Here is a 13,380-nt window from a genome sequence, read left to right as displayed (position 1 = left end):
GCGACAGCACCTCGCGGAAGCCCCCGTACAGCGCGAGCCCCATGTAGCAGACGAACGCCGTCACGACGAGCCACAGGGCCGCTCCGCCGGCGCGTCGCAGCCAGTAGCGGGCGCCCCGCCGGTACCAGGTGGTACCCAGCCCCGGCAGCGACGGGATGTCAGCGGGTGCCCCGGACACCGGGACCTCAGAAGATGCTCGTGACACCATGCCAAACGTCCTTCAGCAGTCTCTTCCCGTCGCCCCCGGTTTCGCTCAGCACGTGGCCGGTGCCGTGCATCACGCCGCCGATGACGCCGTGGTCGTGGATGTCCTCGCTCCAGTGTTCGTGGAAGGCGTGGTCGATCACACCGGTCGCACCGACCACCAGCACACCGCCGACCCCCGCCACCGCCAGCGCGGGGACCTCGAACGGAGCCAACGCGACCAAGCCGGCCGTGACGGCTGTACCGGCCGCCAGACCGGCGACGTTGGCACCGCCGTCCACAGCGATGGAGTGCTGCCACGACCACCCCTTGTCATGGTCGTCCGAAGCCTCCAGCAAACCGCAGGCACCGGCCGCCGCGACGTCCAGTACCGGGATCTCCTTGAGGAAGTCCGGCAGTTTCTCCAGACTCTCGCCCGCCCGCAGCGCCTGCGCGGCGTCGGCCAGTTTGACGTTGAGGGCCCGGTCGTAGGGCAGCCGGGTGCTGCCGTGGTCGGCGCGGGCGATGTCCTCCTCCAGGGACCGCACCCCGGCGACCGCGTCGGCGTACGCGCCCTTGGCCGGCAGGTCCGCGGGCAGCGCGCGGCCCGCCTTCTGAAACGCCTTGCGCTCGTCGCGCAACGCCTTCTTCGCGGCGCGTTCCTCGTTCCGCGCGGCATCGATCTGTGTGCGGGCCTTCGCACCCGCGGCCCGCGCGTCCTCGGCGTCGTACGCGTACAGTCCGCGCAGATAGTCGGCCAGCGTGACCTTGTCATTTGCCGTCACCGGTGCCGTGACCTGGGCGTACAAGCCCCGCAGTTTGTCCGCGGCCAGGAGGCGGGCGTGCTGGGCCGTGTGCAGGATCTCGTCGCGGGCCTTCGCGTACTCGGTCATCGCGGCGATCGCCTTCCGGTCGTCCGCGCTGGGCGGGCTCGCCGTGAGCATCTGCAGCGGGACGCCCTTGTCGCCCGTGGGCACACCCTTGCGCCGGGCGACGTGCTCGGCGTTCTGCAGCGCGGTCTCGCACGCGGACAGCGCGTCGGCGAGGTCGCCGATGATGCCGCCCGCGTCGTGCACGAGGTTCGCGAACGCACCGGCCGTCAGCGCGTCCTCGCTCCAGCGCCCACGGAAACCGTCGGCCGACTCGCCCTTCCAGCTTGCGTCCGTCACCAGGTGCTCGACGGCCGTGCTGACCGGCCGGACGACCTCCTCCAGCCTCGGTTTGGCGTCCTTGTACGCGTCGGCCATCGTGCGCATCCCGCCGATGTCACCGCCGACCCAGCTGTCGCCCATCAGCCCTCCCCATCCGGCATCAGGTCTTCGAAGAGCCCGTGCACGTCGATGTCGTGCCGCCGGAAGGCGTCCCGCGACTTCGCGACCAGATCCCCGTGGTCGTCCAGCCGGTCCGCGAACCCGCAGTGCAGCGCGGAGATGAGGAGGGCCACCTCGCTCAGCGCCGCGTCCAGCCCGGCGTCACCGCCACTGGCGCGCGGCGGCGAGAGGGAAGGTCCCAACTCGCGGTAGGCGCGGGCCTGTTCGTGGAGCGTCCTGGCCAGCGAGGTCAGATCGCCCATGACCGCCTTGAAGTCGGCCGGCATCAGCGCACCTCCCGTGCGTACGCGGCCAGGTCCTCCGGCCGCCAGTTGTGCTGCCCGCCGGCGACCCGCGGATCGAGCAGGACCGTCACGCCGTGCTCGCGCATGCCCTCGGCCAGCGGCCCGATCGACGCCGCGATCCACGGCTGCGCCTCACCGAGGGCGGCGACCAGCCGGGCCGGGGTGGTGAAGGCGAAGGCCACCGTGCCGGCCGTGGGGTGGGCGAAGAGCTCGTACGCCACGAAGGGCACACGCCCGGCCCGCCCCTCCGCGTCGACGGCCTCGACGTAGCGCGGGTGAGCGGGCACGAACACCGGTGTGTGGTACGGGGGAACGCCGGGCTTGGGACCGGGGCGCGCGTCCGCGTCCGCCTCGGTTCGCGCGGGCGGTGCGTCCTCGGCGTAGTCGAGGAGCCGGGAGCGGGGGACTTGCGGGGCCTGCGGCGCCCCGTCCGGTCCGGTGTAGTCGAGAATGCGCGACCCTATCGGTCCATCCACCGCCGGACTCCCCCTGCTCCCTCTGATCGCCACCGACCGGGCCCCGCCACAGTAGCCAGCCCTGACGAGCGCAAATCCGGGCATGTCCGGGCGACCGGGCGGTTGCATGCGCAATGCTTACGGCCGCTTGGGCGTCGCGAGGAAAGCCCTTGACCCGACGATGACTTCGCCGCCGGGGCGCGCGCCGGGACTCGTGCCGGGTCTCACGGGGCTCGCGGCGGGTCTCGCCGTCAGGCCGCGTCGTTCAGGAGACGGGAGAGGTGGTCGCGGCCGGGGCCGAGCAGGTCGGGCAGCGGGGCCGCGGACTCGTACCACCGCTTCTCGTACTCCCAGCACAGCCAGCCGTCCCAGCCACCCTGGCACAGGACGTCGACGCACTCGGCGAGGGGCAGCACCCCCGAGCCGAGCGCCAGGGGAGTGGTGTCGTCGGGCGAGGCGATGTCCTTGACCTGCACGTATCCGAGGTACGGCGACAGCGCCGCGTACGTGTCCTGCGGCTGCTCGCCGCCCAGCCAGGTGTGCATCACGTCCCACAGGGCGCCTGCCCGGCGGTGCCCCACCAGGCCCAGGACGCGCATCGCGTCCGCGCCCGTGCGGTGCGAGTCGTGGGTCTCCAGCAGCACCCGCACACCGAGGTCCGCCGCGTGCTCGGCGGCCGTGCCGAGCCGCCGGGCCGCCGTCGCGTCGGCCTCCTCGTGGGGCAGGTCCGGGTCGCCGCCGGGGAAGACCCGTACGAAGGGAGCGCCCAAGTCGGCCGCCAGCCCGAGGAGTTCGCGCAGCTCGGCGAGGACGGGCGCGTCGTCGCCGGGGGTGGCGACCCGCGTGTACCCCGCCACGCACAGGACTTCGACGCCGGCCGCCTTGAACTCGGCGGCCACCCGCTCCCGTTCGGCCCGGTCCAGGCCCGGGTGGACGGGTTCCTCGGGGTGTGCGCGCAGTTCGACGCCGTGGTAGCCGTGCGTGGCCGCGAGACGCGCCACGTCCGTTACGGGCAGGCCGGGGACACCGAGGGTGGAGAACGCCAGCTTCATACCCCTCGACCCTACTCGTCGTACGTATCCTCCGCCCCCGCCCGCCGCCGTCCGGGCGTCGCGCGCAGGTCGAGCCGCCAGTCCTGGCCCACCAGGTCCCGGCCGAAGGAGCGGTGGGGCCGCTCGGCCACCAGCGAGAAGCCGTGCCGGAGGTAGACCGTCCGGGCCGCGGCGAGCACGGAGTTCGTCCACAGGACCAGGTCCCGGTAGCCGGCCTCGCGCGCGAAGTCCACGACCGCCCGCACCAGCCTGTCGCCGATGCCGAGGCCGCGCGCCTCCGGCTCGACGAGCAGCAGCCGCAGCCGCGCGGTGGCCGGCGCCTCGTCCCGTACGCACATCACGCACCCCGCCGGGCGGCCGTCGAGCTCGGCGATCCACACCCGCTCCAGGTGCGGATCGTGGTCCTCGGCGAAGTCCGCGACGATCCGCGCCACCAGGCCCTCGTAGTCGGGGTTCCAGCCGAACTCGGCCGCGTAGACGGCCGCGTTGCGCTGCACGATCCAGCCGAGGTCGCCGGGGACCGTGTCGCGCAGCACCACGTCCTCGGGGCGGGGCGGCCGCCGGGCGGTCAGCACCTCGCGCACGGTGCGCATGGCCTCCGCGAGGCGGGGGCGGTCCTCGGGCGGTACGGAGGCGAGCAGTCGGCCGACCGTCTCGTGCGCCCGCTCGTCGAGCAGGTCGGCCGCGTCCCGTCCGCGCGCGGTGAGCGTGACGCGGCGGCGCCGGGGGTCCTTCTCGGAGGGCCCCCGCTCGACCAGCCCGTCCCGCTCGAACCGGTTGAGGATCCGGCTCAGGTACCCCGCGTCGAGCGACAGCCGCGTCCGCAGGTCGGCCGCGTCGGTGCGGGCCGAGTGCGCGAGCTCGTACAGCACGCGGGACTCGGTGAGGGTGTACGGGGCGTAGAGGTGGCGGCCGTAGTCGAGGGCGCCGATGAGGTTGGTGTAGAAGCGGTTGAAGGCGCGGATGTCCTGCACGGTCATGGTCGCCCTCCGGACGGGAATCGGTCGCGGCGCGATATCTGACTCAGTCAGAGAAAACCCACCCCGAGGCTAGCCCCGAACCCACGCCCCGTCCACGGCCCGGCTCCCGGGTTGCGGGCGTGGTCCGGCTTCCGGCCCGAGGTACGTCCGGCTCCCGGGTTGCGGGCGCGGTCTGGTTCCCGGCCCGGGGGTGCGACCGTCCTCGGCCTGCGGGCGCGGCCTGGCTTCCGGCCTGCGGGCGCGGCCCGGCTCTGGCCCGCATTTACCACCCGACTCCCCGGCCTGCTGGGCGCGGCCAGGCCTCTTTCTGCGGGCACGATCGGCCCGGCCCGAGGGGCGGCGCTGTCCCGGGCCTGTGTCCACTGCCCGGCCCCCAGTGTGGCCCGGCCTTCGGCTCCCGAGCCCGGACCGGCACCGGCCTGTGTCAACGGCCCGGCCCCCGGTCCGCATCAACGGCCTGGACCCGGCCCGGTCCGGCCTCCGGCCCGCGGGTGCGACCTGGCCTGCGGCCCGCGGGCGCGGCCCGGCTCCCGGCCCGCGGGTGCGACCTGGCCTCCGGCCTGCGGGTGCGGCCCGGCTCCCGGCCCGCGGGTGCGACCTGGCCTCCGGCCCGCGGGCGCGGCCCGGGCTGCCCGCCAGGCGCGGGGCGCTGCCGTGCCCCCTCGCCGCGCGCGGGTGCGGCCCAGCCCCGAGCCCCTCGTCCGCCGACGCCCCGCCCGTTCTCAGCGCGCCGCGCGCTCCGCCCGGGGCACCCCCGAGGACCCCCGTACCATCAGCTCGCCCCGTACCGTCGCGATCCCCCCGGGCGGTGGCTCCTCGCGGCCCATGGCGATGCGGCCGGCCCGGGCTCCCGCCTCCGCGAGCGGCAGCCGCACCGTCGTCAGGGACGGCACCGCGTCGATGCTGAAGGGCAGGTCGTCGAAGCCGGCGACGGAGATGTCGCGGGGCACGCCCAGCCCGGACTCGCGCAGGGCGGCGCAGGCGCCGAGGGCGACGGAGTCGTTCGCGGCGACGACCGCGGTCAGGTCAGGATCACGGCGCAGCAGCTCCAGCGCGGCCTCGTAGCCCGAGCGGCGGTCGTAGTGCCCGTGCACCGTGCGGCGCGGGTCGTCCTCGATGCCCGCGGCGGCCAGCGCATCGCGGTGACCCTCCAGGCGGTGGCGGGTGGTCGTGCGCTCCCGGGGGCCGGCGATGTAGCCGAGCCGGCGGTGGCCGAGGCCGATCAGGTGCTCGGTCAACTGCCGTGCGCCGCCCCGGTTGTCGAAGGCCAGGGCTATGGCCCGGGTGTCGGGCGTGGGCGGCCGCCCGCACAGCACCACCCGCGTCCCGGCCTCCGTCAGCTTGCGCAGCTTCGCGGCGACCGCCGCCGCGTGCGGCTCGTTCTCCACCGCCCCGCCGGTGAGCACCACGGCCGCGGCCCGCTGCCGCTGCAGCAGGGTGAGGTAGGTCAGCTCGCGCTCGGGCGAGCCGCCCGTGTTGCAGACCACCGCCAGACGTTCGCCGCCCGCCCGGCCGCCGGGCCCCCCGATCTCCGACTGGATCGCGCTTGCCATGATGCCGAAGAAGGGGTCGGCGATGTCGTTGACGAGGATGCCGACCAGGTCGGAGGTGGCGGCGGCGAGCGCGCTGGCGGGGCCGTTGAGGACGTAGTCCAGCTCGTCGACCGCCTTGAGCACCCGTTCCCGGGTGGAGGCGGCCACCGGGTAGTTGCCGTTCAGCACGCGCGACACCGTCGCGGGCGAGACCTGGGCGCGGGCCGCCACGTCCGCCAGGGTCACCGTCATCTCGTCGTCCTCCGGTCGCGCGTCGTCGTCGTACGTGATCAGCCGTGCCCGGCCCCGCCCCGCCGCAGGTCGCGGTGGCGTGCCGCCGGTCGCGGTGTCGTGCCGACCTTACGGCCACCGGCCCCGCTTGTTCGCCCCCTCGAACAACACGGTACGGACGGGCTCTTGTCCCGGCCGCCGCCCAGAGGCTAGTTTCTGTGGGTGCAGAAAGCGCTTGCTGCAACGTTCACCAGTACGACTGATCGCCAGTGCGACCGCTGGGACCTTCGTGGCTCGTGAACCGCTGACGCACGAAGGGACTGACGTGACACGCAGGACGGTTCGTATCGCCATGAACGGTGTCACCGGGCGCATGGGCCACCGCCAGCACCTGGTCCGCTCGATCCTCGCCCTGCGCGAACAGGGCGGCCTCGACCTCGGCGACGGCACCGTGCTGTGGCCGGAACCGGTCCTGGTCGGCCGCCGTGAGCACGCGCTCAGGGCGCTCGCCGCCCGGCACGGCCTGGAGCACTTCTCGACCGACCTGGACACCGTGCTCTCCGACCCGGGCGTCGACATCTACTTCGACGCGCAGGTCACCTCGGCCCGCGAGGAGGCCATCCGCAGGGCGATCGCCGCCGGCAAGCACGTCTACACCGAGAAGCCCACCGCCACCGGCCTCGAAGGCGCCCTGGAACTGGCCCGGCTCGCGCACGCGGCGGGCGTCAGGCACGGCGTCGTACAGGACAAGATCTTCCTGCCCGGGCTGCTCAAGCTGAAGCGGCTGGTCGACGGCGGCTTCTTCGGCCGGATCCTGTCCGTGCGCGGCGAGTTCGGCTACTGGGTCTTCGAGGGCGACTGGCAGGAGGCGCAGCGCCCGTCGTGGAACTACCGCGCCGAGGACGGCGGCGGCATCGTCGTCGACATGTTCCCGCACTGGGAGTACGTCCTGCACGAGCTGTTCGGGCGCGTGACGTCCGTGCAGGCGCTCACCGCCACCCACGTCCCCCAGCGCTGGGACGAGCACGGCAAGCCCTACGACGCCACCGCCGACGACGCCGCCTACGGCATCTTCGAGCTCGAGGGCGGTGCGATCGCGCAGATCAACTCCTCCTGGGCGGTGCGCGTCCACCGCGACGAACTCGTCGAGTTCCAGGTCGACGGCACGGAGGGATCGGCCGTCGCTGGCCTGCGCGAGTGCCGCGTCCAGCACCGCTCCGCCACCCCCAAGCCGGTCTGGAACCCCGACGTCCCCGCCGGCGAGGCCTTCCGCGATCAGTGGCAACGGGTGCCGGACAACGGCGAGTTCGACAACGGCTTCAAGGCGCAGTGGGAGCTGTTCCTCAAGCACGTGTACGCCGACGCCCCCTACCACTGGGACCTCCTCGCCGGCGCCCGCGGCGTCCAGCTCGCCGAACTGGGCCTGAGGTCCTCGGCCGAGGGCCGCCGCATCGACGTACCGGAGATCACGCCGTGACCGTCCACCTGCCGGCCCCGGACGGGACGCTGCGGGCCCACGAACCGTCCACCGAGCCCCGCGTCCAGGGGCCCCGCGTCCAAGAGTCCCGGGCCGCCCCGGCGGAGTCGCCGCTCACCTCCCGTACGGTCTTCGCGGCCGCGCACGTCGTGGCCGACCCGTTCGCGGACGTCTCCCCGGACTCGCCCGCCGCCGTCGACTGGGACGCCACCCTCGCCTTCCGCCGCCACCTGTGGTCCTACGGCCTCGGGGTCGCCGAGGCCATGGACACCGCCCAGCGTGGCATGGGCCTGGACTGGGCGGGCGCTGCCGAGCTGATCCGCCGGTCGGCGGCCGAGGCCCGGAGCGTGGGCGGCCGCATCGCCTGCGGCGCCGGCACCGACCAGATCACCGGCGGCTCCCTCACCGAGGTCCGCGTGGCCTACGAGGAGCAGCTGGCGCTCGTCGAGGAGTACGGCGCGCAGGCGATCCTGATGGCCTCCCGCGCGCTCGCGGCCGCCGCGAGGAGCGCCGAGGACTACCTGGAGGTGTACGGCCACCTGCTGCGCCAGGCCGCCGGACCCGTGATCCTGCACTGGCTCGGCCCGATGTTCGACCCCGCCCTGGAGGGCTACTGGGGATCGTCCGACCTCGACACGGCCACCGGCACCCTCCTGGAGCTGATCGCCGCGCACCCGGACAAGGTCGACGGGGTGAAGATCTCCCTGCTGGACGCCCGGCGCGAGACCGACCTGCGCCGGCGCCTGCCGCGGGGCGTGCGCTGCTACACCGGCGACGACTTCCACTACCCCGAACTGATCGCGGGCGACGATCAGGGCTTCAGTCACGCGCTGCTCGGCGTCTTCGACCCGCTCGGCCCGCTCGCGGCGGAGGCGGTACGGGTCCTGGACACCGGCGACACGGCCGGCTTCCGCGCCGTGCTCGACCCGACCGTGGCCCTCGCCCGCCATCTCTTCCAGGCCCCGACCCGCTTCTACAAGACCGGGGTCGTCCTCCTCGCCTGGCTGGCCGGCCACCAGTCGCACTTCACCATGGTCGGCGGCCTCCAGTCGGCCCGCTCCCTGCCGCACCTGGCCCGCGCCTACGAACTCGCCGACGGCCTCGGCCTGTTCCCCGACCTGAAGCTCGCGGAGGAGCGGATGCGGACCCTGCTGTCCCTGTACGGAGTGGACCAGTGAGCGATCTCGGGCGTTTCAGCATCAACCAGATGACCGTACGACAGCTGTCCCTGCCGGAACTGACCAGCGCCTGCGTGGAGTTGGGCGTACGGGGCGTCGGCCTGTGGCGCGAACCGGTCCAGGAGTACGGCGTCGAGGCCGCCGCCGGGCTGGTCCGCGACGCGGGTCTGCACGTCACCACCCTGTGCCGCGGCGGCTTCCTCACCGCGACCGGCCCGGACGCCCGCAAGGCCGCCCTGGCCGACAACCGCCGCGCCGTCGACGAGGCAGCCGCCCTCGGCACCGACACCCTGGTCCTGGTCTCGGGCGGCCTCCCGGCCGGCTCCAGGGACCTGCGCGGCGCACGCGAGCGCATCGCGGACGCCCTGGCCGAACTCGGCCCCTACGCGCAGGAGACGGGCGTAAAACTGGCCATCGAGCCACTGCATCCCATGTACGCGGCCGACCGCTGCGTGGTCTCCACCCTCGCCCAGGCCCTCGACCTCGCCGAACGCTTCCCCGCGCACCAGGTCGGCGTCACGGTGGACACTTACCACATCTGGTGGGACGACACCGCGCCCGCGCAGATCGCCCGCGCGGGCGCGGCCGGCCGCATCCACACCTTCCAGCTCGCCGACTGGACCACCCCGCTCCCGGCGGGCGTGCTCAACGGCCGAGGGCAGGTCGGCGACGGCGCGATCGACATGCGGGAGTGGAAGGGGTACGTGGACGCGGCCGGCTACACCGGCGCCATCGAAGTGGAGCTGTTCAACGAGGAGTTGTGGGCGATGGACGGCCGTGAGGTACTGGCGCAGACGGCCGCGCGCTTCCTGGCCCACGTGATCGAATGACCGTATGACGCAGGCGGAGACGAGAACGTCCCTGGGGCCGCTGGAACTGGCCGGCGGCCGCTGGGTGGTGGGTGACAGCGGCCGGCCGAAGGGCCGCTGGGTGGAGTTCCGCCCGGACGGCCTCTTCCAGCACGAGCCGGGGGAGAAGCGGGCGGAGGGGGAGGCGGAGGGCGAGGGCGCGGCCGGGGGTCTGCTGATCCCGTGGTCCCGGATCATGACCGGCATGCGCCTCACCTTGGGCGCCAAGTACCCGGCCAGGGGTTCGTACGGCCTTGGGGGGCTCCTCGACGGGCTGCCCGGACCGTGGCGGGGGCACGGCAGCGGCTATCTGCACATGACGCTGCGCCACCCCTACGAGAACTGGGTGGCCCGCTTCCACCGGCACCCCCGCCACTACCGCGGTATGGAGATCGTGCTCCTCCAGGCGCTGATGACACAGGTCGTCCAGACCGACCGGGCGCGGCTGCTCGGCGATCCCGAGTGGCTGGGCCGCGTCGTGGCCCGGCTGGCGCCGCAGCGGCCCTGGGGTCTCCGGGCGGTGGAGCGGGCGGTGACGGCGGCCCTGGCCGCGGAGGCCGAAAAATAAAGTCCTCGATCCCGGAGACGGTGCAACCGTTCCCGCGTCCCGCGTGTCGTATCTCGTGTCGGAAGCCTTGGGGGACCCGGGGGGGATCACGGGGTTCCGGCACGGGAGGGGAAGCCGAGGGGGCCCGGTCCACGGACCGGGCCCCTCGTACGTCTCCCAGTGCGTCTCACACCGCTTCGACCTCGGCCGCCGTGGGGAACGAGTCCTGCGCACCCCGCCTGGTCACCGCCACCGCGCCCACCCGGGCAGCGTAGGCGGCGGCCTCCGCCAGAGGGGCGCCCGCGCCCAGCCGCCAGGCCAGGGCGGCGGTGAACGCGTCGCCCGCGCCGGTGGTGTCCACGGCGTCGACCTTGACCGACGGCACCCGGCCGACCCCCTCGCCCGAGGCCACCAGCGCACCCTCCGCCCCGAGGGTCACGACCACCGACCGGGGCCCGAGGGCGAGCAGGGCCCGTGCCCACTCCTCGGGGTCAGCACCGCCGGGGCCGCCGAGGATCACCTCGGCCTCGTGTTCATTGACGATCAACGGGTCGCAGGCCCGGAGCAGTTCGCGGGGGAGGGGCCGTGGCGGCGAGGGATTGAGCACGAAGCGGCCGCCCGGCGGCAGGTGACGCACCGTCTCCGCGACCGTCTCCAGCGGAACCTCCAACTGCGCCGACACCACCCGCGAGGCACGCACGAGCCCGGCCGACGCCCGTACGTCCTCCGGGGTGAGCCGGCCGTTGGCACCCGGCGAGACGACGATGCTGTTGTCCCCGGAGGGGTCCACGGTGATCAGCGCGACCCCGGTCGGCGCCCCGCCGACCAGCACGCCCGCCGTGTCCACCCCGGCCGCCCGCTGCGAGTCGAGCAGCAGCCGGCCGTACGCGTCGTCACCGACCCGCGCCAGCAAGGCCGTACGAGCCCCGAGCCGTGCGGCAGCGACGGCCTGATTGGCACCCTTGCCTCCCGGATGCACGGCCAGATCGGATCCGAGCACGGTCTCGCCGGCCCCCGGCCGCCGCTCCACCCCCACCACCAGATCGACATTGGCCGACCCCACGACCAACAGCCCGTACTCGCGGTCGTACTCCTCCGTGGGCGCCATGGGAACTGTCTCCTCGCGGATGCTTGAGGCGGACCGTACGGCCGTTTCGTCCACCGTACGACGTGATCAGCGAGCCAGCTGTACGGACAGCGCTTGCCGGCCCACAGGTCGGCGCAGGCACGGACCAGCGGCGGGGCCCCCGGCGCTGACCCCGCTACTCGGTGTCGTACCCGGCCGGTACCGTCGGATCATGTCCAACCAGGCGGGGAATCCGAGCGGTGAGCGGCGGCTTGCTGTGCTGGAAGGTGTGCTGGAGCGCATCACGTACGCCAACGAGGAGAACGGGTACACGGTCGCCCGTGTCGACACCGGCAGGGGCGCCGGTGACCTGCTCACCGTCGTCGGCGCGCTGCTCGGTGCGCAGGTGGGCGAGTCGCTGCGGATGGAGGGCCGCTGGGGGTCCCACCCGCAGTACGGCAAGCAGTTCCAGGTGGAGAACTACACCACCGTGCTGCCGGCCACCGTCCAGGGCATCCGGCGCTACCTCGGCTCCGGGCTCGTCAAGGGCATCGGACCCGTCTTCGCCGACCGGATCACCCAGCACTTCGGGCTGGACACCCTGAGCATCATCGAGGAGGAGCCCAAACGGCTCATCGAGGTCCCCGGCCTCGGCCCCAAGCGCACCAAGAAGATCGCCGACGCCTGGGAGGAGCAGAAGGCGATCAAGGAGGTCATGCTCTTCCTGCAGACCGTGGAGGTCTCCACCTCCATCGCGGTGCGCATCTACAAGAAGTACGGGGACGCGTCCATCTCCGTCGTCAAGAACCAGCCCTACCGGCTCGCCGCCGACGTCTGGGGCATCGGCTTCCTCACCGCCGACAAGATCGCCCAGTCCGTCGGGATTCCGCACGACAGCCCGGAGCGCGTCAAGGCCGGCCTGCAGTACGCGCTGTCGCAGGCCACCGACCAGGGCCACTGCTACCTGCCCGAGGAGCGGCTCATCGCCGACGCCGTCAAGCTTCTCCAGGTCGACACCGGCCTCGTCATCGAGTGCCTCGGCGAGCTGGCCCGCCCCCCGGAGGAGGGTGAGGACCCCGGGGTCGTACGGGAGAAGGTGCCCGGTCCGGAGGGCGAGGCCGAGCCCGTCACCGCCGTGTACCTCGTGCCCTTCCACCGCGCCGAGCTGGCCCTCTCCGGCCAGCTGCTGCGTCTGCTGCGCACCGAGCAGGACCGCATGCCCGGCTTCCAGGACGTGGCCTGGGACAAGGCGCTCGGCTGGCTCAAGGGGTGCACGGGAGCCGACCTCGCCCCGGAGCAGGAGGCGGCCGTGCGCCTCGCCCTCACCGAGAAGGTCGCCGTCCTCACCGGCGGCCCCGGCTGCGGCAAGTCGTTCACGGTCCGCTCGATCGTTGAGCTCGCGCGGGTCAAGCAGGCCAAGGTCGTGCTCGCCGCGCCCACCGGGCGAGCCGCCAAGCGACTGTCCGAGCTGACCGGCGCCGAGGCCTCCACCGTGCACCGCCTGCTGGAGCTGAAGCCCGGCGGCGACGCGGCGTACGACAAGGACCGCCCCCTCGACGCCGACCTGGTCGTCGTCGACGAGGCCTCGATGCTGGACCTGCTGCTCGCGAACAAGCTGGTCAAGGCCGTGCCGCCGGGCGCCCACCTGCTCTTCGTGGGGGACGTGGACCAGCTGCCCAGCGTCGGCGCCGGCGAGGTGCTGCGCGACCTGCTGGCCGAGGGCGGCCCCATCCCCGCCGTGCGCCTGACCCGCGTCTTCCGCCAGGCCCAGCAGTCGGGCGTGGTCACCAACGCCCACCGGATCAACGCCGGCCGGCACCCGCTCACCGAGGGGATGAAGGACTTCTTCCTCTTCGTCGAGGACGACACCGAGGAGGCGGGCCGGCTCACCGTGGACGTGGCGGCACGCCGGATCCCCGCCCGCTTCGGCCTCGACCCGCGCCGGGACGTGCAGGTGCTCGCGCCCATGCACCGCGGCCCGGCCGGCGCCGGCACGCTCAACGGCCTGCTCCAGCAGGCCGTCACCCCCGCCCGCCCGGACCTCCCGGAGAAGCGGTTCGGCGGCCGGGTCTTCCGCGTCGGAGACAAGGTCACCCAGATTCGCAACAATTACGAGAAGGGGAGGAACGGTGTCTTCAACGGCACCGTGGGCGTGGTCACCTCGCTCGACCCGGTCGACCAGCGCCTGACGGTGCTGACGGACGAGGACGAGGAGG

Annotated in this window: 12 protein-coding genes; 5 read left to right on the top strand and 7 right to left on the bottom strand. The window is 73.5% G+C overall.

What is annotated here, in order from left to right:
- Positions 1-185: 185 nt before the first annotated feature.
- The 6 genes from IE249_RS16645 to IE249_RS16620 all read right to left on the bottom strand — a co-directional run bounded on the left by IE249_RS16645 (position 186) and on the right by IE249_RS16620 (position 6,069).
- The gene (locus IE249_RS16645) at positions 186-1,475 is read right to left on the bottom strand and encodes a hypothetical protein (RefSeq protein ID WP_189705606.1); all 1,290 of its coding nucleotides are present in this window, start codon (positions 1,473-1,475) and stop codon (positions 186-188) included.
- On the bottom strand, positions 1,475-1,780 hold the full coding sequence (locus tag IE249_RS16640; RefSeq protein ID WP_189705605.1) for a DUF6317 family protein: 306 nt from the start codon (positions 1,778-1,780) through the stop codon (positions 1,475-1,477). The genes IE249_RS16645 and IE249_RS16640 overlap by 1 nt, the downstream gene beginning before the upstream one ends.
- Complete coding sequence (locus tag IE249_RS37525; protein WP_229858676.1) at positions 1,780-2,274, bottom strand: SAV_915 family protein; 495 nt, start codon at positions 2,272-2,274, stop codon at positions 1,780-1,782. The genes IE249_RS16640 and IE249_RS37525 overlap by 1 nt, the downstream gene beginning before the upstream one ends.
- A gap of 230 nt (positions 2,275-2,504) precedes the next feature.
- Positions 2,505-3,305: a sugar phosphate isomerase/epimerase family protein gene (locus IE249_RS16630; protein ID WP_189705604.1), complete on the bottom strand. Its 801-nt coding sequence runs from the start codon at positions 3,303-3,305 to the stop codon at positions 2,505-2,507.
- Between the two features lie 11 nt (positions 3,306-3,316).
- Positions 3,317-4,285 (bottom strand): bifunctional helix-turn-helix transcriptional regulator/GNAT family N-acetyltransferase, encoded by a 969-nt coding sequence (locus tag IE249_RS16625; protein ID WP_189705603.1) that lies wholly within the window; start codon positions 4,283-4,285, stop codon positions 3,317-3,319.
- A gap of 722 nt (positions 4,286-5,007) precedes the next feature.
- A complete protein-coding gene (locus tag IE249_RS16620) occupies positions 5,008-6,069 on the bottom strand; it encodes a LacI family DNA-binding transcriptional regulator (protein ID WP_189705602.1) in 1,062 nt (353 codons plus the stop codon).
- 304 nt (positions 6,070-6,373) lie between these two features.
- Here IE249_RS16620 and IE249_RS16615 point away from each other — a divergent pair, with 304 nt between their 5' ends.
- The 4 genes from IE249_RS16615 to IE249_RS16600 are packed head-to-tail and all read left to right on the top strand — an operon-like array spanning position 6,374 to position 10,119.
- The gene (locus IE249_RS16615; protein ID WP_189705601.1) at positions 6,374-7,525 is read left to right on the top strand and encodes a Gfo/Idh/MocA family protein; all 1,152 of its coding nucleotides are present in this window, start codon (positions 6,374-6,376) and stop codon (positions 7,523-7,525) included.
- Positions 7,522-8,703 carry a dihydrodipicolinate synthase family protein gene (locus tag IE249_RS16610; protein ID WP_189705600.1) on the top strand — a complete coding sequence of 394 codons (1,182 nt, stop codon included), beginning with the start codon at positions 7,522-7,524 and terminating at the stop codon, positions 8,701-8,703. The genes IE249_RS16615 and IE249_RS16610 overlap by 4 nt, the downstream gene beginning before the upstream one ends.
- Entirely contained in the window at positions 8,700-9,533 is an 834-nt protein-coding gene (locus IE249_RS16605) for a sugar phosphate isomerase/epimerase family protein (protein ID WP_189705599.1), read from the top strand. Before IE249_RS16610 ends, IE249_RS16605 begins: the two co-directional genes overlap by 4 nt.
- 4 nt (positions 9,534-9,537) lie before the next feature.
- Complete coding sequence (locus IE249_RS16600; RefSeq protein ID WP_229858673.1) at positions 9,538-10,119, top strand: hypothetical protein; 582 nt, start codon at positions 9,538-9,540, stop codon at positions 10,117-10,119.
- Positions 10,120-10,285: 166 nt separating this feature from the next.
- Here the strand turns inward: IE249_RS16600 and IE249_RS16595 are convergent, their stop codons facing one another.
- Entirely contained in the window at positions 10,286-11,206 is a 921-nt protein-coding gene (locus tag IE249_RS16595) for a ribokinase (protein WP_189705598.1), read from the bottom strand.
- 190 nt (positions 11,207-11,396) lie between these two features.
- Here IE249_RS16595 and recD2 point away from each other — a divergent pair.
- Positions 11,397-13,380 (top strand): SF1B family DNA helicase RecD2 (recD2, locus tag IE249_RS16590; RefSeq protein WP_229858670.1); only part of this gene is annotated, 1,984 nt, incomplete at its 3' end.

Source organism: Streptomyces anandii JCM 4720, assembly GCF_014650655.1.
Lineage (GTDB): Bacteria > Actinomycetota > Actinomycetes > Streptomycetales > Streptomycetaceae > Streptomyces > Streptomyces anandii.
The sequence above is the reverse complement of the archived record's forward strand: the minus strand, read 5'-3'. Positions and strand labels throughout refer to the sequence as shown.